The 23,769-nt window shown below is 44.7% G+C and carries 21 protein-coding genes; 10 read left to right on the top strand and 11 right to left on the bottom strand.

What is annotated here, in order from left to right; translation table 11 throughout:
• Positions 1–23: 23 nt before the first annotated feature.
• Complete coding sequence (locus VFDL14_RS08295; RefSeq protein ID WP_032551966.1) at positions 24–572, bottom strand: NAD(P)H nitroreductase; 549 nt, start codon at positions 570–572, stop codon at positions 24–26.
• Positions 573–721: 149 nt separating this feature from the next.
• Entirely contained in the window at positions 722–2,731 is a 2,010-nt protein-coding gene (locus VFDL14_RS08300) for an NADPH-dependent 2,4-dienoyl-CoA reductase (RefSeq protein ID WP_032551965.1), read from the bottom strand.
• A 279-nt stretch (positions 2,732–3,010) separates the two neighbouring features.
• Here VFDL14_RS08300 and sppA point away from each other — a divergent pair, with 279 nt between their 5' ends.
• Together sppA and ansA are read left to right on the top strand one after the other, a co-directional pair.
• Positions 3,011–4,861, top strand: coding sequence for a signal peptide peptidase SppA (gene sppA, locus VFDL14_RS08305; protein ID WP_032551964.1), 1,851 nt, complete (start codon positions 3,011–3,013; stop codon positions 4,859–4,861).
• Positions 4,862–4,978: 117 nt separating this feature from the next.
• The gene (ansA, locus tag VFDL14_RS08310; RefSeq protein WP_032551963.1) at positions 4,979–5,995 is read left to right on the top strand and encodes an asparaginase; all 1,017 of its coding nucleotides are present in this window, start codon (positions 4,979–4,981) and stop codon (positions 5,993–5,995) included.
• A 123-nt stretch (positions 5,996–6,118) separates the two neighbouring features.
• On the opposite strand, the gene VFDL14_RS08315 is transcribed toward ansA, so the two are convergent.
• Entirely contained in the window at positions 6,119–6,400 is a 282-nt protein-coding gene (locus VFDL14_RS08315; protein WP_032551962.1) for a YeaC family protein, read from the bottom strand.
• A gap of 104 nt (positions 6,401–6,504) precedes the next feature.
• Here VFDL14_RS08315 and VFDL14_RS08320 point away from each other — a divergent pair, with 104 nt between their 5' ends.
• On the top strand, positions 6,505–7,317 hold the full coding sequence (locus VFDL14_RS08320) for a DUF2989 domain-containing protein (protein ID WP_032551961.1): 813 nt from the start codon (positions 6,505–6,507) through the stop codon (positions 7,315–7,317).
• Between the two features lie 157 nt (positions 7,318–7,474).
• Here VFDL14_RS08320 and msrB read toward each other — a convergent pair whose 3' ends face one another.
• Positions 7,475–7,873: a peptide-methionine (R)-S-oxide reductase MsrB gene (gene msrB, locus VFDL14_RS08325; protein ID WP_032551960.1), complete on the bottom strand. Its 399-nt coding sequence runs from the start codon at positions 7,871–7,873 to the stop codon at positions 7,475–7,477.
• A gap of 358 nt (positions 7,874–8,231) precedes the next feature.
• Between msrB and gap the strand changes: the two genes are divergently transcribed.
• From gap to VFDL14_RS08360, 7 genes are all read left to right on the top strand, one after another.
• On the top strand, positions 8,232–9,227 hold the full coding sequence (gene gap, locus VFDL14_RS08330; protein WP_004740660.1) for a type I glyceraldehyde-3-phosphate dehydrogenase: 996 nt from the start codon (positions 8,232–8,234) through the stop codon (positions 9,225–9,227).
• Positions 9,228–9,473: 246 nt separating this feature from the next.
• On the top strand, positions 9,474–10,358 hold the full coding sequence (locus tag VFDL14_RS08335; RefSeq protein WP_032551959.1) for a D-hexose-6-phosphate mutarotase: 885 nt from the start codon (positions 9,474–9,476) through the stop codon (positions 10,356–10,358).
• Positions 10,359–10,611: 253 nt separating this feature from the next.
• Positions 10,612–12,648 (top strand): methyl-accepting chemotaxis protein, encoded by a 2,037-nt coding sequence (locus VFDL14_RS08340; RefSeq protein ID WP_032551958.1) that lies wholly within the window; start codon positions 10,612–10,614, stop codon positions 12,646–12,648.
• A 98-nt stretch (positions 12,649–12,746) separates the two neighbouring features.
• Positions 12,747–13,562 carry a 23S rRNA (guanine(745)-N(1))-methyltransferase gene (gene rlmA / locus VFDL14_RS08345; RefSeq protein WP_032551956.1) on the top strand — a complete coding sequence of 272 codons (816 nt, stop codon included), beginning with the start codon at positions 12,747–12,749 and terminating at the stop codon, positions 13,560–13,562.
• A 75-nt stretch (positions 13,563–13,637) separates the two neighbouring features.
• Positions 13,638–14,594: a ChaN family lipoprotein gene (locus tag VFDL14_RS08350; RefSeq protein WP_032551955.1), complete on the top strand. Its 957-nt coding sequence runs from the start codon at positions 13,638–13,640 to the stop codon at positions 14,592–14,594.
• A 171-nt stretch (positions 14,595–14,765) separates the two neighbouring features.
• Complete coding sequence (locus VFDL14_RS08355) at positions 14,766–15,119, top strand: hypothetical protein (RefSeq protein WP_032551954.1); 354 nt, start codon at positions 14,766–14,768, stop codon at positions 15,117–15,119.
• A gap of 125 nt (positions 15,120–15,244) precedes the next feature.
• Entirely contained in the window at positions 15,245–17,131 is a 1,887-nt protein-coding gene (locus tag VFDL14_RS08360) for a BCCT family transporter (RefSeq protein WP_032551953.1), read from the top strand.
• Between the two features lie 403 nt (positions 17,132–17,534).
• Here the strand turns inward: VFDL14_RS08360 and VFDL14_RS08365 are convergent, their stop codons facing one another.
• The 7 genes from VFDL14_RS08365 to VFDL14_RS24990 all read right to left on the bottom strand — a co-directional run bounded on the left by VFDL14_RS08365 (position 17,535) and on the right by VFDL14_RS24990 (position 23,757).
• Positions 17,535–18,149, bottom strand: a complete 615-nt coding sequence (locus VFDL14_RS08365) for a hypothetical protein (RefSeq protein ID WP_032551952.1) — start codon at positions 18,147–18,149, stop codon at positions 17,535–17,537.
• A 775-nt stretch (positions 18,150–18,924) separates the two neighbouring features.
• The gene (locus tag VFDL14_RS08370) at positions 18,925–19,122 is read right to left on the bottom strand and encodes a hypothetical protein (RefSeq protein WP_032551951.1); all 198 of its coding nucleotides are present in this window, start codon (positions 19,120–19,122) and stop codon (positions 18,925–18,927) included.
• 1 nt (position 19,123) lies between these two features.
• Positions 19,124–19,819: a hypothetical protein gene (locus VFDL14_RS08375; RefSeq protein WP_032551950.1), complete on the bottom strand. Its 696-nt coding sequence runs from the start codon at positions 19,817–19,819 to the stop codon at positions 19,124–19,126.
• On the bottom strand, positions 19,810–20,499 hold the full coding sequence (locus tag VFDL14_RS08380) for a hypothetical protein (protein ID WP_032551949.1): 690 nt from the start codon (positions 20,497–20,499) through the stop codon (positions 19,810–19,812). The genes VFDL14_RS08375 and VFDL14_RS08380 overlap by 10 nt, the downstream gene beginning before the upstream one ends.
• Positions 20,500–20,508: 9 nt before the next feature.
• Positions 20,509–21,045, bottom strand: a complete 537-nt coding sequence (locus VFDL14_RS08385; RefSeq protein ID WP_032551948.1) for a hypothetical protein — start codon at positions 21,043–21,045, stop codon at positions 20,509–20,511.
• Between the two features lie 31 nt (positions 21,046–21,076).
• The gene (locus VFDL14_RS08390; RefSeq protein ID WP_032551946.1) at positions 21,077–21,328 is read right to left on the bottom strand and encodes a hypothetical protein; all 252 of its coding nucleotides are present in this window, start codon (positions 21,326–21,328) and stop codon (positions 21,077–21,079) included.
• An 11-nt stretch (positions 21,329–21,339) separates the two neighbouring features.
• On the bottom strand, positions 21,340–23,757 hold the full coding sequence (locus tag VFDL14_RS24990) for a phage tail protein (protein ID WP_032551945.1): 2,418 nt from the start codon (positions 23,755–23,757) through the stop codon (positions 21,340–21,342).
• Between the last annotated feature and the right edge of the window lie 12 nt (positions 23,758–23,769).

Genomic DNA, 23,769 nt, shown 5'->3' with positions numbered 1-23,769 from the left:
TTTTTTATACAGTAAGTGAGTGGTTATAGGAACTCAACAAACTGAGATAGGTTGCGCTCTGGCACTTTCATTGGCGTACAGCCTGGTGTCCCTAGGTACAAGAAGCCGACAATTTCATCTTCGCCTTCGAGCCCAAATGCTTGATGTACCTCAGGGTGGAACATCCACTTACCTGAGCGCCAGAAGCCTTGGAAACCCTGCGCGACAGCCGCCATTTGCATAGCTTGAGCGGCACAACCTGCAGACAGGTGCTGCTCTAACGCCGGTACTTTTTCGTGCTCAGTCACTTTTGCGATAACGGTAATCACCATAGGTGCACGAAAAGGCGCTTTTTTCACTTTCTCTACAACAGCGTCTTCACTGTTATCCGCTTCTGCTGCACGAACCAGAATATCAGAGAGTTTCTGTAGCCCTTCACCTTGTGCGATCACAAAGCGCCAAGGGGTTAAAGCAGCATGGTCAGGGGCACGCAATCCCGCTTTAATAATGTTCTCTAGGGCAACACCTTCAGGGGCTGGCTCAGATAGCTTGGCGATAGAGCGTCTATTGAGCAATAGATCCAAAGCATCCATTTGAAGTCCTTACTATTTTCTTATTTGTATCTTTGAACTGTAGCATAGATTACAAACGATAATAAGTCGCAACATCTGTAACAAAAAATCCCTCAGAGATTCTCTAAGGGCTTTGATGAATTTTCACACTATTTGTGCTCGGATATAGCTTAAAGCTTAGTAGCTAGCTCTACCCCCTGACGAATCGCTCGAACTGCATCCAGCTCACCCGCGTAGTCCGCACCACCGATTACGTGTAGCTTACCGCCAAACTCTTGCCACATATCTTCAAACGGTCGCACAGACACTTGACCCGCACAGATCACGACTGAGTCCGCATCCAACACTTTCGGCTCTTTGTTAACAGTAATATGCAGACCTTGGTCGTCAATCTTCTCGTAGCTCACGCCACCCATTAGGTTTACACCACGCTTCTCAAGGGTACGCTTATGAATCCAACCTGTGGTCTTACCCGGACCTTTACCCACTCTGCCCGCTTTACGCTGCATAACCCAAACGGTCTTATCACTCATTGCATCTGGGTATGGGAACAAGCCACCAGGGTGCTCCATGTTCTTATCAATACCCCACTCATGTAGCCAATCATCCAAGCTATGTGAGGCAGGTTCAGTCAACATAGTGGCGACATCCACACCAATGCCACCAGCACCAACGATCGCAACCTTTTCGCCTACCGGTGTCTTATCGCGAATCAAGGTTTGATAGTCGACCACTTTCTCTTGGTCAATGCCTTCTAAGTCCAGCTTTCTCGGCTCAACACCTGCCGCCATGACAACTTCATCGTACTTAAGGAGCATCTCAAAAGTGGCTTCCGTGTCGAGTTTAAGGTTCACACCAGACGCATCAACTTGGTTGGCGAAATAACGAATCGTCTCTCTGAACTCTTCTTTGCCTGGGATCTGCATCGCTAACCTGAATTGACCACCGATACGGTCATTCTTCTCTATCAAATCAACTTTGTGACCGCGCTGTGCTAATGTCGTCGCACACGCCAAACCAGCCGGGCCAGCACCTACAACGGCAATAGATTTACTCGCTTCTGCTGGTTGAACGACAATTTCTGTCTCGTAACAGGCTCTTGGGTTTACCAAACAACTTGCTCGTTTGCCCTTAAACACATTGTCCAAACACGCTTGGTTACAGCCGATACAGGTATTAATGAACTGCGCTTGATCTTGAGCGGCTTTATTCACAAAGTCCGGGTCAGCCAAGAATGGTCGTGCCATCGACACCATGTCTGCTTGCCCAGAACTTAGAATACGTTCTGCTTCTTCAGGCGTGTTGATTCGGTTACATGTCACTACTGGGATAGAGACATAAGGCTTCACTTTTTCCGTTACCCAAGAGAAAGCGCCTCGAGGTACTTGAGTCGCGATGGTTGGAACACGAGCTTCGTGCCAGCCGATACCAGTGTTAATGATGGTAACGCCCGCTTCTTCAAGCTTTTGAGCCAATAGAACAACATCTTCGAAGGTACTGCCCTGCTCAACTAAGTCCAGCATCGATAGACGGAAGATAATGATGAAATCTTTACCAACGGCTTCACGAATCGATTTCACAATCTCAAGCGGGAAACGCATACGTTTTTCGTACGAGCCACCCCATTCGTCATAACGCATATTAGTGCGCTTACAGATAAATTGGTTAATCAAGTAGCCTTCAGAGCCCATGATTTCAATGCCATCGTAGCCCGCTACTTGAGCGAGCTCAGCGCTGTTAGCAAAGGCATTAATCGTCTTCTTGATTTGACGAGGGCTCATTTCACTCGGTGCAAACTTAGCAATAGGCGCCTTGATTCCAGAAGCACTTTGAGCGAATGGGTGCATTGCGTAACGACCTGCATGTAAAAGTTGCAGGGCAATTTTACCGCCGTGTTTGTGTACAGCCTGCGTGACGACTTGGTGTGCCTTCGCATGTTTTACTTTGCTGAATTCAGCACTGAAGGGATGCAGTCTGCCACGCAAATTTGGAGAAAAGCCGCCCGTTACAATAAGACCGACGCCGCCTCGCGCTCGCTCTTCGTAAAACGCAGCCAACTTGTGCAGCCCTTCTTTATTTTCTTCAAGGCCTGTATGCATTGATCCCATCAATACACGATTTCGTAACTGAGTAAATCCAAGATCTAGAGGTTCTAATAAATGTGGGTACATGGCAGACATCACTTCTGTTATTTATCCTTGTGGTCTGACCACAGTATAGTGCACAAACCAAAATTTCAAACAACCGTTTACATTTTTGTAACACCGATCATAATGCAGGACGCATTAATCGTTCAAAAGAGCATAAGCTGACTACACTTAATGAGAATATCTATCGATTAACAAATAGTTCATCTAGTTTGGAACTTTGAATTAACGTAGGATACTAAACAGTTAATATTATTGAGATAAATAGTACTACTGCTTGTTTAAGTGTGGTGTTCTCGCCGTGGAGAAATAATGAAAAAAATAGCCAAATTTATCGGTATGATCTTTAAAGGGATATGGAAACTGATCACCTTCGTGCGTGTTGCAGTGATCAATCTGTTCTTTTTATTGAGTATTGCCCTCATCTACTTTGTGTATTTCCAAACGGACAACACACAACCTACGGTTCCACAGCAATCGGCATTAGTGCTTAACCTGTCTGGTCCAATTGTCGAGCAGAGCCGCTACATCAACCCAATGGATTCAGTCACCGGCTCGTTGTTAGGTAAGGACTTACCAAAGGAAAACGTGCTTTTCGATATCGTTGATACCATTCGTTACGCGAAAGATGACGAGAACATCACCGGCATCGTGTTAGCACTGGGTGAGTTGCCAGAAACCAATCTCACTAAGCTTCGCTACATTGCAAAAGCGCTGAACGAGTTCAAGGCAACAGGCAAGCCGATTTACGCTATTGGCGATTTCTACAACCAAAGCCAATACTACCTGGCAAGTTACGCCAATAAGATCTTCATGTCTCCAGATGGCGGCGTTCTCCTCAAAGGCTACAGCGCTTACTCGCTTTACTACAAAACACTGCTAGAAAAGCTAGACGTAAACACGCATGTATTCCGCGTAGGTACGTACAAGTCAGCAATCGAGCCATTTACACGCAACGACATGTCGCAAGAAGCGAAACAATCTGCGTCTCGTTGGTTAGGTCAGCTTTGGGGAGCTTATGTTGATGATGTATCAAATAATCGTCAGATCGAGTCTGCAACCCTAAACCCAAGCATGGAAACTTTCCTATCTGAGCTTGAATCTGTAGACGGTGACATCGCTCAGCTCGCTAAAAAACTCGGCCTAGTTGACCAACTATCGACACGACAAGAGGTTCGCTTGGAGCTTGCTGACACCTTTGGTAGCGATGGCAAAGACAGCTACAACGCGCTGAGCTACTACGACTACCGAGCAACCATGCTACCAGCTCTGCCAACTTCAACGGATGATATTGCCGTTGTGATTGCAAGCGGTGCGATCATGGATGGTAAGCAACCTCGCGGTACGGTCGGTGGCGACACTACCGCAGCGCTACTTCGCCAAGCTCGTAATGACGACCAAGTTAAAGCTGTCGTTCTACGTGTCGACAGCCCGGGCGGCAGTGCATTCGCGTCTGAAGTAATTCGAAATGAAATCGTTGCTCTGAAAGAAGTAGGCAAGCCGGTTGTGGTATCAATGTCTAGCCTAGCGGCTTCTGGTGGTTACTGGATTTCGATGAGTGCAGATAAGATCATGGCACAGCCAACGACTCTTACTGGTTCTATCGGTATCTTCAGCGTGATTACGACCTTTGAAAAAGGCTTGAATGACATCGGCGTTTATACTGATGGTGTCGGTACATCGCCGTTTTCTGGCTTGGGCGTAACAACAGGCCTTACCGACGGCGCTAAAGATGCGTTCCAAATGGGAATCGAGCACGGCTACAAGCGCTTTATCGGTCTAGTTGGCTCTAGTCGCGGTATGGATGTAGACAGTGTCGATAAAGTAGCTCAAGGTCGAGTATGGACAGGGCAAGATGCTCTACAGTACGGACTGATTGATGAAATCGGTGACTTTGACGACGCTATCGCTGCTGCTGCAACGCTGGCAGAGCTTGAAGAGTACAACGTTTATTGGGTTGAAGAGCCGCTTTCAGCAACCGAGCAATTTATTCAAGAGTTCATGAACCAAGTTCATGTGTCTTTAGGACTTGATATTCAGAGTCTTATCCCAAGTGGTTTACAGCCAGTTACTCAACAATTGGAGCAAGATAGCCAGCTTTTAAGTAACTTTAATGACCCTCAAGGCCGATACGCATTCTGCTTGAATTGCCAAGTACAATAAACGTCTCTCCTTACTGTTCTATTAAGAGGTACCTCTGTGTGGGGTGCCTCTTTTTATTGGCAGATTATCCGCTATAATCGCGTCCCTGTTCCCTATAAACAAAAAGTAACAATCGCTATGGAAAGAAAACATATCTACATTGCGTACACTGGCGGCACCATCGGTATGCAGAAATCGCATGACCACGGCTATGTACCAGTGGCGGGTTTTATGGACAAGCAGCTAGCAAGCATGCCTGAATTCCACCGCCCAGAGATGCCTGAGTATACGATTCATGAATACTCTCCGCTGATGGACTCTTCAGACATGACGCCACTAGATTGGCAGACCATTGCTGATGACATACGCGCTAACTACGATAAGTACGACGGCTTTGTTATTTTGCACGGCACAGACACCATGGCTTACACGGCCTCGGCACTCTCTTTCATGCTAGAGAACCTTGGCAAACCAGTGATTGTGACAGGCTCACAGATCCCACTTGCAGAGCTACGTTCAGATGGTCAAGCAAACCTGCTGAATGCACTGCACATTGCGGCCAACTACCCGATCAACGAAGTCACACTGTTCTTCAATAACAAATTGATGCGTGGTAACCGCAGTACTAAATCACACGCAGATGGCTTCAACGCATTTACCTCACCAAACCTAAATCCACTACTTGAAGCGGGTATCAATATCCAACTAAGCAACAATGTTGTGGTTGATCAGAAGCCAGAAGGCGAATTCAAGGTACACAACATTACACCTCAACCAATTGGTGTGATCACAATGTACCCAGGTATTTCTCACGAAGTGATTCGAAACACCCTTCTTCAGCCAGTAAATGCGATGATCTTGCTGACATTTGGTGTGGGCAATGCGCCACAAAACCCAGAGCTGCTGCAACATCTAAAAGATGCCTCAGAGCGTGGCGTCATCGTGGTTAACCTAACTCAATGTCTTGCTGGTAAAGTGAACATGGGTGGTTACGCGACAGGCTGTGCTCTTGCCGATGCCGGTGTAGTGAGTGGTTACGATATGACCCCTGAAGCGGCACTGGCGAAACTGCACTTTTTACTTAGCCAAGACCTAAGCTACGAGCAAGTAAAAGAAAAAATGCAGCAAGTTTTGCGTGGTGAAATGAGTCTATAACCGAAGGTATTTTCGGATAGACAACACGCTAAAAATCAAAGTGAAGACAATAAAAAGGGGCGGCTCAATGCCACCCCTTTTCACTTTAAATCTTAAACTATGTGATATTGTCACAAGTATGACTTAGTGATTAGGATTTACTCTAACAATATCTTCTTGATCTGAAGTAAATTGTTTCTTAAGTTCAGCTTTCGACTTAAAGCTAATGTCACCACCCGCTGCAACTGTCATATGCTGTGCTTCAACATTATGCTTTGACTGGTAAAGCATGACAGCTTGCATACAAGAGTCACGCTGCTCTTGCGTCAATGCCGTACCCTCGGGCCATTTTCCCGTCTCTACTGCATACGTTAGGCGCTCATAGACCTCTGGGGTCATTGCGTTAAGAAGTTGTTCTGCATCCATGGTAAAGCCTTAGTATTAACAATTTTCACCAGAAAATAACCTGTCGTGGAATGGAGTCAAGCGGAGCACTGGAAATAAGTGTATTCGATCACAAGTGAAGGTATATGAGAATTTTTAAATGGCTACTCGCCGCTGCCCCTTTGGCCCTAACTGGGTGCTTTGAGGGAAACAAAAATACAGAACAGCTATGTGAAGCTCACTCAGAACTGCGTTGTGCTGACCTCAATATGAATGATGGTCAATGCCGAGTTGCACGTACCGATCTCATCTGGCACCGCTTCGACGTATTGAAGCAGCCTACCGAGCACAACAAGATCGTAGAATATGGCTTAATCGCTGAGTACAAGAAGTGTCTTGAGCTGGCTTCTCAAATAGAAACCATCGATCAGACCTTACTCAAGCAGCGCCGCTTCTCAGCACTGATGCACAGCATCGAAGAAGAAGAACGAATCGTAAAAGAGCTTTTAGGTTCCAATAAGCCGGAAACCCTCTACTTCTTATGGTCGCAAACCGGCAATATTGATGCGCGTCGTAGCTTCTTACAGCTAGAAGGCAGTGATGCACTCAACACAGCGGAAATGCAATACGCATTAGCTACCTTCTATACCACGCGTGATCACAAGAAAACCGTCAAGCTACTCAATAACGCACTTACGCTTTCAAACGGCTCAACCGTCAACACTGAGATCTTTAAATCCCTAGCGAGCATTAATCACAGCCTAGGTAACATGGAAAGAGCGTATCTATGGGCGATGGTCGCCAAAGAGTTTAATGTGCCGATTGCATCGGAGCCTGAACTGAAAGTGCTGTACCACTTCCCAAGTGATGTTTATGACAAGCTAGAGGATGACGCTGACTACATCGTTGAAGCCATTGAAGATGGAAGGTACCAACCATCGCTTGTACCTAAACGATAACTACACAGTTCAACAATACAAACCAGAGGCACAAACAAAAACAGCTACCCATTTTGGTAGCTGTTTTTTTATGCCTTTGAGAGAAGCGACTCGCAATTCGTCAACTTACTTTGTAACGACACCACGCCATATGAAAGGTTTTGACAATAGATGTCCCTTATTCTGTAGTTTTGTCATTTTTGTTGAAAATTAACGACACAGAATTTACACAAAAACGCTCTCCAGTGGTTTTAGGACCATCCGGAAAAACGTGACCTAGGTGGCTATCACAGGCCGCACAACGGATCTCTATACGTTTCATACCGTGACTTAGATCTTCTAAATAACGGATTGCCTTATCATTTATAGGGGCATCGAAACTTGGCCAACCACAGCCGGAGTCGTATTTATTCTCAGACACAAACAGTGGGGCTTCACAACAGGTACAGCTGTAAACCCCTGTCTTATGATTGTGTAACAGCTTGCCAGTAAAAGGAGGCTCTGTTCCACGTAGACGACACACCTGATATTCTTCATCAGTCAGGCGCTCACGCCAGTATTCATCGGGCTTCGTCATATTTTCTCCCCTTTGATTCACGTTAATATCTCTCCACATTCTCTTTTATTATATTTACTTTTTTCCATAAATACTTGCATCTAGCGGGATTTGTAGCACATACTTTCTCACCGAGATACATTGTACATATACACTCATAAGTGAATCGTCATTTAGAGGTATTTTACCCAACTGGAGGGGTACAGAACCACTAGCAATGGTCAAATTTCAACCACTTACACCCAATTGTTAAGAAAAGCGTCGCTTTTTTTTGACATTAAACAAGTTAAGTCGGATTATCTATTGCAGATTTAAACTGGATTCTGTAATTTTACTACCAGTTATCTTTAATCAGAAATTAAGTTGTGGAGCAACTACAATGACTATCAAAGTAGGTATTAACGGTTTTGGCCGTATCGGTCGTTTCGTATTTCGTGCATCTGTTGAGCGCGCTGACATCGAAGTAGTAGGTATTAACGACCTTATCGACGTAGAGTACATGGCATACATGCTTAAGTACGATTCAACTCACGGTCGTTTCAACGGTACTGTTGAAGTTAAAGACGGTAACCTAATCGTTAACGGTAAAACAGTTCGCGTAACTGCTGAGCGTAACCCAACTGACCTTAAGTGGGACGAAATCGGTGTTGACGTTGTAGCTGAAGCAACTGGTATCTTCCTAACTGACGAAACTGCTCGTCAGCACATCACTGCTGGTGCGAAGAAAGTTGTTCTAACTGGTCCTTCTAAAGACGCAACTCCAATGTTCGTTATGGGCGTTAACCAAGACACTTACGCTGGTCAAGACATCGTTTCTAACGCTTCTTGTACTACTAACTGTCTTGCTCCAATCGCTAAAGTTCTTAACGACAAGTGGGGCATCGAGTCTGGTCTAATGACTACAGTTCACGCTACTACAGCAACTCAAAAAACTGTAGATGGTCCTTCTGCTAAAGACTGGCGCGGTGGCCGTGGTGCTTCTCAAAACATCATCCCATCTTCAACTGGTGCTGCTAAAGCTGTAGGCGTTGTTCTTCCAGAACTAAACGGCCTTCTAACTGGTATGGCTTTCCGTGTACCAACTGCTAACGTTTCTGTAGTTGACCTAACTGTTAACCTAAAAGAAGCTGCATCTTACGAAGCAATCTGTGCTGCAATGAAAGAAGCTTCTGAAGGCGAAATGGCTGGCGTTCTAGGTTACACTGAAGACCAAGTTGTTTCTCAAGACTTCATCGGCGAAGTTAACACTTCAGTATTCGATGCTAAAGCTGGTGTTGCTCTAACTGACAAATTCGTTAAAGTTGTATCTTGGTACGACAACGAAATCGGTTACTCAAACAAAGTTCTAGACCTAATCGCACACATCTCTAAGTAATTACTACTTAGATAGCGTTTAGCTAGACTGTCTTTGAGAAAAGACTGAAAAGAAAAGGCGGCTCTAGAGTCGCCTTTTTTGTACCTGCGATTTATGAAACACCAAAGCCCTTGTCAAAGATGATGTTTAACAAGCGGCACATTTGTTAGGTATGAGATTCAATTCAAATACGAGAGCTCCCCTACTCTTTCCCCGAGTCCGCTCAACTCGAATTTGAATTCAATTTCCCTTAAGAAGGATTATGTAATGGATTTATCAACTCTCCCTGCTGTAACCGTGCTTTCAGACAACGTAACGATTGTTGAACACGAAGACGTAAAACTGGTTCGTGTTATTCACGAGAAAGCGAACGCTGCGATCTCTCTGTTTGGTGCACACGTGGTTTCTTACCAACCAAAAGGCCAACAAGACCTAATTTGGATGAGCCAACAAGCAAAGTTTGACGGTAAAACAGCCCTACGTGGCGGTATCCCAGTATGTTGGCCATGGTTTGGCCGTATTGCTGCACCTGCACATGGTTTCGCGCGCAACAGCGAGTGGCAACTCATTGAGCACCGTGAAAGTGAAGTCGGTGTTATCGTAAGCCTAGGTTTAAGCACTAATGACAACACGCTTGCAGTATGGCCACACCGCTTTGACGCTCGTCTTAACGTCGAAATCGGTGATGAGTTGAAAGTAACGCTAGAGGTGACAAATACTGACTCTCAACCTTGGAAGTGTTCTGGTGCACTGCACACATACCTTAATGTGGGCGATATTCACCAAGCTAAAACGACAGGCATGGGCCCTGAGTACATTGATAGCCTACAAGATGGCAAAGTGTGCCAAGGCGGTGATGAGCTTGTACTCACTGATACTATCGATCGTGTTTACACGCAGCCAGAAGCCGTTATTTCAGTCGCTGATGCGAAACTTGCGCGCACACTGACTGTTGAAAACCAAGGCCACAACAGTGCAGTTCTATGGAATCCATGGGCAGAAGGCGCTGCAGGTATGGGTGACATGCAAGATGATGGCTACCTAACCATGTTATGTGTTGAATCAACCCTTCACGCTCCAAGCATCGAGCAAGGTAAAGAGCTGCAACCAGGCGAAAGCCACCAGCTGCTCACAACTATCGCAGCAAAATAACTCAACAGTTAAGTATTTGAGCTGACAGGCTATCTCTGTCCAATAAGCCGCTCGATTCAATAATCTCTTCAAGGCCGGAATCTCTGGCCTTTTTTTTTGTAATTTATTCCTCACACACCCGGTCAAATCATGAGCAACTCGCTCGCTTTGTTTATTTTTTTGATAGTTAAATTAATAAATATCAAATTAATTGGTTTTATAAATAGCTAGCATGCAAAATATATATTTACAAAATGAACAATAAAGGCACGTCATGTGGAATAAATACAAGAATCAAAGTGTTGGGCTTCAATTAAAGCTAGTCACAACACTGTGTCTAGTCATCGCATTTTCCAGTATTGCTGCACTGGTTTATCAAAACGCCTCAAATGTGCTGTTAGAAAGTACTCTCAAAGAGCACCAATCTAAAATTGAATCTATGGCTAAGACCATCGAAGGCCAATTCAATGCTTATTTGCACACAGCTGAGGTCCTAGAGTCCACTTTTCGTAACGGCTACCTAGCAGGCGTATATGTAGAAAACTACACGGTCGACTTCCAAGGTCATCAGGTACCAAACATTACACAGTACAGCGAAAGCTTAATCGGCGACACTAAACTCGTTGATAGCTTTACTCGTGATACAGGTGCCGTTGCCACGCTATTTGCGCCACTTGGCGATAAGTTCATTCGTGTTGCGACCTCGCTAAAGAACCCGCAAGGTGAGCGTGTGATTGGCACAACGCTTGACCAGAGCCACCCAGGTTATCAAAAACTGATTAGTGGTCAGCCTTACTATGCACAGATCAAGCTCTATGGTCAGCGCTACATTACCTATTACGCACCAATCAAGGATGCTCAAGGTGAAGTCATGGGCATCTCTTTCATCGGTCTTGCAGTAGAGCGTGCAACTCAAGATTTGTTTGCCGCTTTGAAAACCGTGCACTGGGGTGATACTGGCTATACTATCGTGCTTGATAACAACCCCGATCATTTGGGCCACTACCTATTACACCCGAAGCATACTGAAAGTGATCCTTCGATTATTGATGTGAAGGATTACGAAGGTAACAAACCGTTTTACCAGCTATTTGAACAACCGAGTGGCCTCATCAAGTACCCATTTGAGTACCAAGGTAGCATCGGTGAAAAGTATCTAGTTTACACGGAAGTCGCTGGCTGGAACTGGAAACTGCTTGGTGGCACTTTCATCAGTGAAGTCACCAAAGGCAGTCAAGAATTGCTTAAACTGATCGCTATCGTATCCTTGGTTGTTGGTTCTATCACCTTCTTGATTCTAACTGTGTTCTTGAGCCGCACACTCAACCCACTGACGACCTTAAATCAATACATGAACCGCCTTGCTAAAGGTGAAGTAAGTATCGATATTCCACGCACAGCTGGAAATACCAATAACGAGATCGTTAACTTGAGTAATGGGCTATCTAACATGGCTCACCAGCTCAACAATCTAGTCGGTGAGATCCGTGGAGCGAGCGATAAGGTTGAAAGCAACTCTAGCAGTGTAGCGAGTGATGCGTCACTTAACCTTACTCAATCTGAGCGCCAACAAGAACAAGTTGAGCAAGTGGTGACTGCTATTGAAGAGATGGCATCATCGGCGCAATCTGTTGCCCAACAAGTCGAAAACATCGCTGAAAACGTACGTTCTGCGAATACCGATGGTCAATCAGGCTTAGAAATTGTTGAGAACGTCTGCATTGATGTTGCTCAGCTTAACGATCAACTTGACCAATCAGCGGCAGCAATCGAAAAAGTAAACACAGACAGCGAAAGCATTCAAACCGTTACTAAGATGATTGATGAGATCGCCGAGCAAACTAACCTACTGGCACTTAACGCTGCAATTGAAGCTGCGCGTGCTGGCGAGCAAGGTCGAGGTTTTGCTGTGGTTGCTGATGAAGTGAGAACGCTAGCACATCGTACACAAACTTCAGTTAAAGACGTTGTAGACATTATTACGGTTCTTAAGAGTTCAACGGACAACGCTGTACGCATGATGAATGAGAGCCAAACAAGTGCTAACTCTGTCTTAGACAAAGCGCAGGAAGCGGGTACTGCCTTGGAGTCGATTGCTGACCAGATCCATTCCATCGCTTCTCAAGCGGATGCCATTGCTGCGACTTCTGAAGAGCAAGCACACGTTACCCAAGAGATAGCAGCTAATGCGCACTCAATCAGCGAACTAAACAGAGAGAGTCGCCAAACCAGCGCACAAACATCGCAAAGTGCTACCGCGCTCCAGCAGCAAGCTCAAGACCTAAAACAACAGGTCGACTTCTTCCATTAACCCAATCAAGAGCCGCATTACGCGGCTCTTTTTATTTCGCCTAGTGCGACATTTTTGATAAACTCGCTGCCCACTTTACTAGCCGCACAGAGAGCGTCATGAACTACCAGTGCCCTTTATGTCACCAATCTCTCACTCAAGTTGATCGAACTTTCAAGTGTGAGAACAACCACCAATTTGATCTTGCCAAAGAGGGTTACGTCAACTTGATGCCAGCCCACCACAAGCGCTCAAAAGATCCAGGTGACAATAAAGAGATGATGCAAGCTCGTCGCCGATTCTTAGAAGGTGACCACTACAACCCAATGCGCCAAGCTGTGGTTGCTCTGTGTGAATATGTATTACCAGAGGAAAAGCCGAATCTATTGGATATTGGCTGTGGTGAAGGCTACTACACCAATGAAATCGCTCTTAAGCTCGCGCAACGTGATCCAAGCATTTACGGCTTAGACATCTCTAAGGTTGCTATCCGTTATGCGGCTAAGCGCTACCCAGCGGTTAACTTTTCAGTGGCATCGAGCCATAGACTACCTTTCGCTAACAGCAGCTTAGACGCCGTTCTACGCATCTATGCGCCTTGTAAGGCAGAAGAGTTACAACGAACATTGAAAGAGCAAGGTGTGGTAATTACAGTGACGCCTGCTGGCCGCCACCTGTATCAACTGCGTGATGCGATCTATGATGGCGTGCGACTGCATGACGAAACACCAGAAACCATCGAAGGATTTACCCTAGAGAGCCAACAGCACCTAAACTACATGATGGAGCTTTCAGGTTCGGATGCCTTTGACCTGCTTCAAATGACCCCGTTCGCTTGGAAGGCAACAGAATCATTTAAGCAAGAGTTGATGCAAAGCGATAGCTACCAGTGCGAGGCCGATTTCATGCTAAGAGTTTATCGTAAACAGAGCTAGTTGATATTAATTATCGTTTGCATTGAATTCTCTGTGAGCCTCATTTAGTATGCTTACTCTTCAAGGAGTTATTCAATGCAACGTATTTTACTTATTGGCCTAACCGCCCTTCTCACTGCTTGTGCAAATCAGCCTTCTCAGCAGGCTCAAGGCGACAACAAAGCCGTTTTATCCCCAGTTACTACCTATTACGACTACCAATTCGCTTCTGCAGAAGGGGAGCCGATTGCGCTTAACCAACTCCCGAGTGCATTGATTGATGCCGATGTGGTTCTAATTGGTGAATGGCATACACACTCTGCTGTACACAGATTCCAAACTGACTTTCTTAAGGCACGCTTAGCAGACAGCAAAGACGTTGCCCTATCTATGGAACAATTCACAAGGCAGCACCAGAGTGTTATCGACGACTATCTTGCGGGAGAGATCGGCGAACAAGTTCTCATGTCAGGCGCGGCTGCATGGCCAAATTATCAAAGTGACTATCGCCCACTAGTGGAGCTAGCGAAATCACAAGGTATCGATATCATCGCCGCCAATGCACCAAAGCCTGTTGTGCAGTGTATCGGCCGTAATGGAATGGATTACCTAGAAAAATTGACTCCTGAAGAGCGCCAATGGATAGCTGACGACGTCAATACTAGTGACAGCCCGTATAAAGAAAAATTCATGGCTTCCATGCACCATGGCACACCTGAGCAAACCGAAAAACAATTTGCCGCTCAAGTGACCTGGGATGAAACCATGGCAGATTCGATTGTGACATACCTAGATGAAAATCCAGATAAACAAGTCATTCACGTCGCAGGCAAATTTCATACAGAACAAGGCTTAGGTACTGCCGCCTCTATTTTACGTCGCAATGCCGATCTGAATGTGGTGGTCATCACTCCTGTCGAATCATTGAGTGATTCTAGCGAAGACTACCAACTGCAAGTTTTGTCTCCACCAACGCGCTACGTTAAACAAGAAAATCGTATGAAAGCGTACAAGAAACTTTCTCATCGAGGAAAAGGCTTAGAGTGCAAATAGCCTACGAATAACACAACCACGTAGTTCAACCTAACTGAGTATCGGCACAACTATTGCTTATTAATTAGGCAAGCCTAAATAGAGTAGCAAAACATCACCTCGGTGATTAATTACACAAGTTTTTCACTGCTCGGCCGATACTCTATTTAAGGTGCAACTACGGAGAGTGTTATGACGCCTGTTACCAACAATGCTACTCAAACTTATAGCCCGGCAAAGATTCAGCCCGCAAAAGGTACGCCTGTATCTTCAGAGCCTGCGCAGCTTAAGGTTGAGCAAAATACCGTTAAGCTGTCTGATGAAGGAAAAGCGCTACTAGTCGCCCTGCAACAGATAGATAAAGAAGCGAAGAAAATCGAAGCTGAAAACGAAACCGTTGGTGACAAGGTTGAATCTTTTGCGCATGGCGCACTCGGAATGGATCATCCAGACAAAATTGAAGAAGAGGAAGATGGCTCATACTCGGCGGGGCAATATCTGTCCGCAGCGGTAACCATTGGCGGCATTCTGCTTGCCTTAGTCTAGCGAGTCACCGAACCACTCTTTACTAGCATCACTTTACAAATTTATCGTTACGACAACATTCCTGATTTGTTCTAAAAAACGACTTCACACCATAATTCTGGTCTCATTATTATGGAATAAAGCTCGTGAAAAACTCCTTTGCGCTTATTGATAAGCCCACCTTTTTCGGTGCCATTGCACTGCTACTCACGATTGTGTTTCCGCTGATCATGTTCCCTGCACAAGGGGCAGAATGGATTGCGATCGCGAAAACCTTCATGACCGACAAGCTCGGTTTCCTCTATCTAACTCTTGGCTTAGCAGCCTGTGCTTTCATGGTTTATGTCGTATTCAGTGACATGGGACAGATCAAGCTAGGTGAAGCCGATGAAGAGCCAGAGTTTGCCACTGCTTCTTGGGCCGCGATGCTATTTTGTGGCGGCATCGGTGCCAGTATTCTTTACTGGGGCTGTATCGAATGGGCCTACTACTACCAATCACCACCATTTCAACTCGAACCTGGCAGCGAAGAAGCAGTTCGCTGGGCGGCGACCTATGGGCTATTCCACTGGGGACCAATCGCATGGTCTATCTATTTGATCCCAGCTTTGCCGATCGCCTACTTCTTCTATGTGCGTAAACAGCCTGTATTGAAGATCTCTAGCGCGCTCATGCCAGTTCTTGGTGAGCATCGCAGTAAAGGCACGCCGGGCAAGATTGTTGACGTACTGTTCATCTTTGGTCTTTTAGGCGGCGCAGCAACCACGCTTGGTCTAGCCGCTCCTCTTATCACCGAAGGTTTGAATCACCTATTCGGTTTGCCAAAGAACACCCTAACCCAGGCGGGCGTATTGCTGATCTGTACCGCGATTTTTGCCTACTCTTCCTACGCGGGCCTAGAGAAAGGCATCAAGATCCTCAGCAACATCAACTTCTGGGGTGCTATGGGTTTATTGGCGTTTGTGCTTGTTGCGGGTCCAACCATCTTTATGTTGGAAACCGGCCTAGATTCAATTGGTCGCTTACTCTCTAATTTCTTTGTAATGGCAACTTGGGCTGAACCTTTTGGGGGCTACGGTACATTTGAAAATACCCATTTCCCGCAAGATTGGACCATCTTCTACTGGGCATGGTGGTTAGTATTCGCCCCGAGTATGGGTTTGTTCGTTGCACGTATCTCCCGTGGTCGCACAATTAAACAGATGGTGACAGGTTCGATCTTCTTTGGATCTTTGGGCTGTTTCCTATTCTTCATGATTTTGGGTAACTACGGTCTGTCATTGCAACTGTCTGGAGACTTAGATGTGGTGGCGGTACTCAACGAGTATGGCGCAACCAAAGCGATCTTCTCGATGCTTGACCAACTGCCGATGAGCACACTGGTTATCGCGGTATTTACGCTGTTGTGTATTATCTTCACAGCAACGACTTTTGACTCTATCTCATACATCTTGGCGTCGGTAGTACAGAACAACGTGACAGAAGAGCCTATGCGTTGGAACCGCATGTTCTGGGCATTTACACTGTCATTTCTGCCAACGATTTTGATGTTCTTGGGCGGTTTAAGCACACTTCAAACTGCAGCTATCGTGGGTGGTCTGCCGCTACTAGGGATTTCGGTTATGTTGATGGTTTCTGCCGTTCGTGCGACCAGTCTCGACCTACGCCATCAAAACGACTACATCGAGCCAACAATCAACATCGAAGAACTGCCAGACATGGACCCATGGTCCGCTGAAGGTATGGCACTGGCTCAGTTTGAGAAAGTAAAAGATGCAGCTCAAGACGCAGCCGAGCTAGAACGCTCCGTCTACAAAGCGCTGGCAGATGTGAAAAAAGAGATTCGAGCATATGTTCTTGAACAAGGCTCTCAGATGGAAACGCATGAATTGCCGGAAGAGTTGCAGCAAGCATTGGAGCTTGCTGAGAGCAATCTAACCGCAGCACAAGCGAAGAAACTTGAGTTGTCCGAACAAGCACAGAAAGCTCGTAGTGCGTTCAATCAAGTGGTTGCAGAACTACCACTTAATTGACCTTAGCCATGACGATGTCCACTTGCTTGGACCCTCCTAACTAAGCAAAAGGCTCACAGAGATGTGAGCCTTTTTTTCATTCTTTTATTCGCGACTAATCCACACTAAGCGCGATTTGGGTGATTGATGATGTGGTCTCACCAAACGCCAGCCTGAAATGCGTTAAACTTCATAAACTTAACAAAACCAAAAGGCAAGAATGTCCCAAAAATGTCCACACATCGATACACATATTTAAATGAGTAAGATTAATCCCAGTAAAAGCACTCCGTTTTATTGTTGCCGGACATCAAAGTTTGAAACTCATTTCCGGACAAAGGTCGTTTAGGGCGATTACTCTAAGATACTTACTCCGGATTAGAGAAAGTATCTTGAAACCTTAAACACTTGTTAGCTAACGTACTCAAGTTAACCTTTGAAGTTCCAGCATCCAAGGTGCTTCCTCATAGCTTTTCTTTTCATCTAAATCAATTTTAAACATTGCTTTATAGACTGAGTTAAGGTCTACAATATATTGTCCTTTATCAAGCAGCTCTATCTTTGACTGAACACTTTTGCCATTGTAAGGCTTATTATCACCAATCATTATTCTGTTAGGCTTTGGGTGAACAATTTCATCTCTAAGTTTGAAAATTTCTTTTATTTTCTTAATTGCTGAGCCATCAAGACTTTTGTTTGTTTTTAGGTGAGGATAAATCTTCCACTTATTTAGTGTCGAAAGGTTTTTCTCAAAGTCATTATGGAAAGGGATATTATACCTAATCGCATAGAAGTTTATATATGCCTCTAGTGATAATGCACCATAAACTACTAAATTGTTCATACTTAACCTATTTTCATAAAGGATATTCAACTCATTATCAGTTAGTTCTTTACCTTTGTTAAAGAGTGGCTTTATTTTTGGTGCGTACGCCTGAAGCTTTTCAAAAGCCATTATTGAAAATTTGTAATATAACTCATGAGGAGTTTCTAATACCGCTTTCTCTCCAGCATGTTCCACTACTACTCCACTTAACATTTTCTACTCCTGACCTAATTAATCGATAAATTCTTCAAACGCACATAGTTATGACTAGTTAGCTAACTCTTTCTATACAGCGACTGTCCGTATTTTATGATCAAATAATGCCTTCTTTCTTTTTAGGCTTCAACTATAAATCAATAGGTTAGCAACAGAGAGAGAGTGGGTTAGATCGTTCTTATAACCTTATAGGTGCTTGGCAAAATCACGTTTTCTGTCATTACTCTACTCTCTTATCCGTATTCCTTCCTAGCTTAAGCACCTGAACAGTTTCGAAAAAATCTAATTACTATCAGATTGGCGTCAAGCCTTGCTTTGCCTAGCTTCACCGCCAAGAAAAGAGATCTTTCACTTTATACACTAGATCGTTAAAAGTCTGACAAAAAACACCACAACACATTAATATTCAATAAGTTACGAACAAAACCAAGATCCTTACAGATCGTCATTATTGCAATTTATCTAAAAAAAACGCAATTGTTGAAATTCTATTTGACGCAATATAGGCCCTTTTCAGCAGCATTTCACCTCACTCAAAGTCCTTACAGCAAAAGGCTTTAGCACGTGCTCTACGCTTCACCTAACCCTGTAGATTTTCACCAAATCAAAATTGCGAAAAAACCAGATCGAAAACGTCGTAGGTGGGGAGGAGGAGTGCGGATTCCGTCACCTGATTACTCCTTTCCGTGGCGTTAGGCTGTAGCTATGCCATTGGGCTTTAGATATAAGAAAAGCGCCCGTGGTGGGCGCTTGGTGATGATATGGTATGTGTTTAGGTGACTTTGTAGTTTCCAGCTGAGCTGCCGCTTGTTACTGGCACTTGGGCATTCTGAGTAATCTCGTCCACTACTGCGTTAGCAATGGCTTCTGCCATCTTCCCTGCCATAGCGAATTCACCTTCAAGAACAAAGCCCTGTGCTTTCAATTCGTTTTCTAACTTCTCTTTCAGTGATGCTTTGCTTAGTGCCATCTTACTTACCTGCAAATACGGTGGTTGATACGTCTACATGTGGTTTACCCATAAACGGGCAAATGCTTGCACCTGTGCATACTCCTTTACCACCATTCATCTTTATTGAGTCCGCATTCTCGGTGATATTCTTAGCCGTGGTTGCCTTATTACCTTTGACGGTTTCCGTGTGGTCACCTTCAATTTCGGCTAAACGGTTTTCCAGTACTTTGATGCGTTGGTTAAGACATTCTAGCTTGTCGTCTTTATCTGTCTTTCGCTCAAAGTTTCCGTCTTGGTCTACCAGGTGGTAAACACCTTCACGTTGTTGGTATCGGCTTTCACCTTCTTTGATACCAGGTAACTTGAAGCCAAGTGGAAGAACGCAACGAACAAAAGGCTTGTCCGGTTGCCCAAACATAAAGCCTAACTCTACAATGCTACCAATTGCAGGTGGTTCCAGACGGCCAGCATGATCACCAAGACCAGGCACCGGAAGTGGTACCGCCTGCAGTGGTGGTTTGTCTTCGTATTCCATGCCCTTTTCATCAAGTAGCTGAACATCCACGGCATAATGAGGATAAAAGCGATCAGATAAGTCACCCTCTTCTGGTAGTTCTGGCAATGCGACAACCTTTCCCCACCTTGGCAAGTGCCACTGGCCTGTAAACTCTGGGAACAACCGGAAGATAATGCGCCTAATAACATTCACATCCATGTTAGCTTTGCCTCCGTTCCTTCAAACTCTACACCAATTAATCGAAGTCCATTCACGACAACACCTGGCTTCAATTTTGGAATAGCCGGTATCTTTACTGACTTGTTGGCTGTGTGGTTTGTCATTAGTTCATTAGGTATGGTGACGGGCTTATCTGCCCAGAACGAATCTTTCCAGCTGCCTACGTAAATTTGCCCGTTGCCTTGTTGCTGCCAGAACAAGCCATCAATGCTGAACGCTTGAGCTAATTCGTCTATGACTCGATAGCCGTTGCCATCGCTATAAAAACAAGGAATGGCCGTTTTGCTGTAGGCTTTTTCTGGTACCACAAATTGAAGACCCGTTTTATTGGTGACTTCGCTAAGCAGCTGCATAAGTGTTGGGTGGCGCATAATGATGTTAAGTGGCTTGTAGAGTATCGCCGCTAATTCGCGGCAGAATACTTTCGACCAACCTTTTTCGGCTGGCTGAACTCGTTCGATGTAACCAAGAAAGACTCGCGTAATATCATCGCCCCAACCTAAATCCACAGCGATGATAGTACTTAGCTCCGGACTTCCTTCAACTGAGAGTTCACAACGACCTGGTGTGTTTTCACTAAAGACTATGCGATGGCTTTTCACCTTGGCTTTGTCTTTACCAAGGTAAGCGCGGCAAAGAAACTTGTTGTTTGTTGTCATACGTCACCACTAAGCCAAGGCATTATCGACAGCTTTGAGCACCTTCATCACACCAGTAAGTTCAACTTCTGTATCTGGCGGGACATCACCACTTTGTCCAGCTTCAACCGGAGTATTCACACCTTGCACTTTTTGCTGTGCGGCAGGTTTATCCGGTTGGCGTTGTTCCACTCGCTCTGGTACCGATAAGTGCTCAACAAGTTCGAATGAAACGCTCCATTGCCGATGAGAATCTTGCTCATCGGCACGAACTGCACCTTGGAATTTCACTTGGCGAATTTTCAAGGCTTCTGCCGTTTTATTGCTAATGCGGTAGATTTGGCGAGCATCGTTTTCTTGAGCTTCTGCCATGCTGAACAGGTTGGTTAATAGTTGTTTCTTAGTGAATGGAATCACGCCTTTCACGGTCAGAATTTTACCTTTGCTGCCTGTTTCCGCTTGGTCGGTAGCCGAGGTCTGGCCGGACATATCCTGTCCGGCCAATTGCTGACGAACGCTAATGCGTAGGTTCTTTAATGGGAGCTGAGTGCCGTTTAGGGTTAACATTTTTCTTTACCCGTAATTGTCAAATTAAATTCTAGCAATCATCACCTTCTATTAGGGCTTCACTTTTCAAGAAATTGTAAACAACTTCTGTGAGTGCAGTACCAAGAGCTATTGATTGCTCTTGTGACATTTGAACAGGATATCCATTTAGGCAGTCAAACTCTCTTCCTGCAGATTCTAGAATTGATATTTGAACACCATCTTTATTACCACTAATAGCACCGATCTTTTTGTAAGGTAGAACGATTCCTTTTGTTTCTTTCTTGTCATTTAAAATAGCCATTTAAAACCTCATTATAGTTGTGCTACTGCTTGCCAATTAGCTATCGTTGGAACAGATGAGCTATTATGAACACTGAAGCTAGTTTTTGTTTCTGACGATATTGTCAAAGACCCATCTCTTGACGTGGCCCCCACATGTATTGCAGTTACTTTTGGTATGTTCGTAAACGGCAGTGGGAAATTAACGGTAATTGCTTGACCTGGGTTTATTACACCACTAACGCCAACTTGTATCTCTGGAATGCTGATACCAGATGAATGTGTTATCTTTCCACTCTTTATTTTCACAGACTTTTGGACACTATTATCATTAATGATATTGCCGCCAATAATCGTCGCAGGCAAACCTGATATTTTAATATTACCAAGCTCACAGTTAATGAGTGTTGTTTGACTCCCAGTACCTGGCCCCTCAATACACAAATCTTGGAATGTTCCATCTGATTGTTTTGAGATACAACCGATAAATGTATTGAAATAGGAAGGCTGAGAACCTGGTGCATCATTTGTTTTAAGGTGAATGAGGTGTGCTTTCTTAGAAACAGTATCGTCACAAAAAATTAGTGTAAACGTACTATTTTTTATTGACTCACATAATATTGCACCACCATTACCGCAAACCTCAAAGATCAACCGTTTAAAATCATGAGCTCCGCTTGTTGCCCCACCACTCCCATCAGATACTACTAACATTGGAACTAGTGCTTCATTGTTGGAATTTACAAACCAATCAGACCATTCATTGTTGAACTGTGAACCTCCAGGTTCAGATATGAACTTACAAGGGGGTATCTTCTGCCCAACAGCTGCTGTTCCATAATAGTGCCTAAATGAGCAATTATTTATTGACCTTGCAGTTATATTAATAAACCCAGTATTTTTATTTTTTAAATTCCAATCGATCTCATAAATTTTACATTCTGACACGCTGTTGGTTGATGAGAAGAATGCACCTGCATATTCATCAACCTGTCTAAATGAAAAGTTCGTTATATCTAGCCCTGTTGCTGTTCCAGAACCAGCAATAATAAACATAGGTGTTGTTTTATTATTCTTTAGTATGGTAGCCCCAGTACCTACTGAGCTTCTTTGCTTTCCAACGCCTTTGATTGTAAGCCCTTGGTACTTAGTGTTAATCAAAACTCCTGAAAATTGCCCAGTGTTCTCTGGGAACTGTCCAGATGCATGACTAATTCCTAGATAATTTACCCATGCCTGCACAGCATCACTATCATCTGTTGAATCATTCCACTCAGCTCCAAACGCTCTAACATCAATACCAGATATTGGCATCTCCCAATATTTCCGTATTGCTAAATAGACATCATCATCGCCAACAGTGGCGCTATATGGAGCTGTGCTAAGATTAATATTTGATAAAACACCCGTTAATGGCGTTTTCGAGCCATCTTTTTTTACCAATGCAAATTGTGTAATAACAGGGAAGTTACCACCAAACAACCGAATATATGAGTAACCTGTTAAGTCATCGCCATCTTCAGCTTTATCTGTCGGTGAAATTGGCCATATATTACCTCCCAACTGGGAATCTCCATCGTTCGAAGTAGTATTAGCATATCGTTTGCTATCTCCCTCAGGTCTCAAATCACTCACAGAACCATCACCCAACACCTGCGCTATCTTGCAAACAAAGTGCTTCACCCCATTGGCGTCGGTGTAGTCGTCTTTCTCTTCTGCAGACACAACAAAGTTGAACAACGTAACTTGCTCACCTGTTGGCGTTCCTTCGCGGTGCGCATCGATATAAATGAAAGATGGCTTATTAGGTACTTGAATGCTGCGATCAAATTCAAGGGCGACACGGTTTCCCGACACATAGCCGGCACCCGCTTTGATGTTGAATGCACTAGCTTGAGGCGTTACCAAGAAACCGTCTTCGATAAACCAATCTTTGCCGTTTTGGTCGATGATGGCTTGGGCTACATCATCGTCCATTTTCTTCATACGTGGCGTTGCGTTGTACTGCCAAGTTGATGCATCTACCGTAATGTTGGTGATTTCAGCAATGTCTTTGTATTCAAGAACTACTGAACGCACTAACGTATTACCTGAAACACCTGGTTCGTCTACCGTCTTAGGTGTTAGCGCGTGATGATCAATCGTGACCAATACGCCATATTCAGAACAGTAAGCGCCCGTCCAGTTAAACTCAAACGGCCCTTCTTGACTGGTGAGTGTGGTGCTGTAGATCACCGAGTCAACAGAAAGGCGACCGCGCTGTTCAACTGCAGCTTCATGAACTACATCATTGCTTGGTACCACATCATCAGACTGTGGGTATTCTGGGCGGTTTGGTACGTTGGCAAAAATCATCTTGTCGATAACAAGCGCTTTTTCTTCTGCGTTAAGCTGTGCCAATAGCGCCTTACCTGCGGCGGTTAAAATAGACTTATCTGTTACGTTTGCCATTTTTTATAATTC

The sequence above is a fragment of the Vibrio fortis genome (genome assembly GCF_000695685.1).
Taxonomy (GTDB): domain Bacteria; phylum Pseudomonadota; class Gammaproteobacteria; order Enterobacterales; family Vibrionaceae; genus Vibrio; species Vibrio fortis_A.
This window is presented reverse-complemented; position numbering and strand designations above follow the sequence as displayed.

What these genes read in the sequence shown, in the direction of transcription:
- VFDL14_RS08340 (WP_032551958.1), top strand. Translation starts at nt 10,612, where the DNA reads ATGTGGAATAAATACAAGAATCAAAGTGTTGGGCTTCAATTAAAGCTA.
- VFDL14_RS08380 (WP_032551949.1), bottom strand. Translation starts at nt 20,499, where the DNA reads ATGACAACAAACAACAAGTTTCTTTGCCGCGCTTACCTTGGTAAAGAC.
- VFDL14_RS08370 (WP_032551951.1), bottom strand. Translation starts at nt 19,122, where the DNA reads ATGGCACTAAGCAAAGCATCACTGAAAGAGAAGTTAGAAAACGAATTG.
- ansA (WP_032551963.1), top strand. Translation starts at nt 4,979, where the DNA reads ATGGAAAGAAAACATATCTACATTGCGTACACTGGCGGCACCATCGGT.
- VFDL14_RS08375 (WP_032551950.1), bottom strand. Translation starts at nt 19,819, where the DNA reads ATGGATGTGAATGTTATTAGGCGCATTATCTTCCGGTTGTTCCCAGAG.
- VFDL14_RS08385 (WP_032551948.1), bottom strand. Translation starts at nt 21,045, where the DNA reads ATGTTAACCCTAAACGGCACTCAGCTCCCATTAAAGAACCTACGCATT.
- VFDL14_RS08300 (WP_032551965.1), bottom strand. Translation starts at nt 2,731, where the DNA reads ATGTCTGCCATGTACCCACATTTATTAGAACCTCTAGATCTTGGATTT.
- gap (WP_004740660.1), top strand. Translation starts at nt 8,232, where the DNA reads ATGACTATCAAAGTAGGTATTAACGGTTTTGGCCGTATCGGTCGTTTC.
- VFDL14_RS08390 (WP_032551946.1), bottom strand. Translation starts at nt 21,328, where the DNA reads ATGGCTATTTTAAATGACAAGAAAGAAACAAAAGGAATCGTTCTACCT.
- VFDL14_RS08315 (WP_032551962.1), bottom strand. Translation starts at nt 6,400, where the DNA reads ATGGATGCAGAACAACTTCTTAACGCAATGACCCCAGAGGTCTATGAG.
- VFDL14_RS08335 (WP_032551959.1), top strand. Translation starts at nt 9,474, where the DNA reads ATGGATTTATCAACTCTCCCTGCTGTAACCGTGCTTTCAGACAACGTA.
- VFDL14_RS08365 (WP_032551952.1), bottom strand. Translation starts at nt 18,149, where the DNA reads ATGTTAAGTGGAGTAGTAGTGGAACATGCTGGAGAGAAAGCGGTATTA.
- VFDL14_RS08320 (WP_032551961.1), top strand. Translation starts at nt 6,505, where the DNA reads ATGAGAATTTTTAAATGGCTACTCGCCGCTGCCCCTTTGGCCCTAACT.
- VFDL14_RS08350 (WP_032551955.1), top strand. Translation starts at nt 13,638, where the DNA reads ATGCAACGTATTTTACTTATTGGCCTAACCGCCCTTCTCACTGCTTGT.
- VFDL14_RS24990 (WP_032551945.1), bottom strand. Translation starts at nt 23,757, where the DNA reads ATGGCAAACGTAACAGATAAGTCTATTTTAACCGCCGCAGGTAAGGCG.
- sppA (WP_032551964.1), top strand. Translation starts at nt 3,011, where the DNA reads ATGAAAAAAATAGCCAAATTTATCGGTATGATCTTTAAAGGGATATGG.
- VFDL14_RS08295 (WP_032551966.1), bottom strand. Translation starts at nt 572, where the DNA reads ATGGATGCTTTGGATCTATTGCTCAATAGACGCTCTATCGCCAAGCTA.
- msrB (WP_032551960.1), bottom strand. Translation starts at nt 7,873, where the DNA reads ATGACGAAGCCCGATGAATACTGGCGTGAGCGCCTGACTGATGAAGAA.
- VFDL14_RS08355 (WP_032551954.1), top strand. Translation starts at nt 14,766, where the DNA reads ATGACGCCTGTTACCAACAATGCTACTCAAACTTATAGCCCGGCAAAG.
- rlmA (WP_032551956.1), top strand. Translation starts at nt 12,747, where the DNA reads ATGAACTACCAGTGCCCTTTATGTCACCAATCTCTCACTCAAGTTGAT.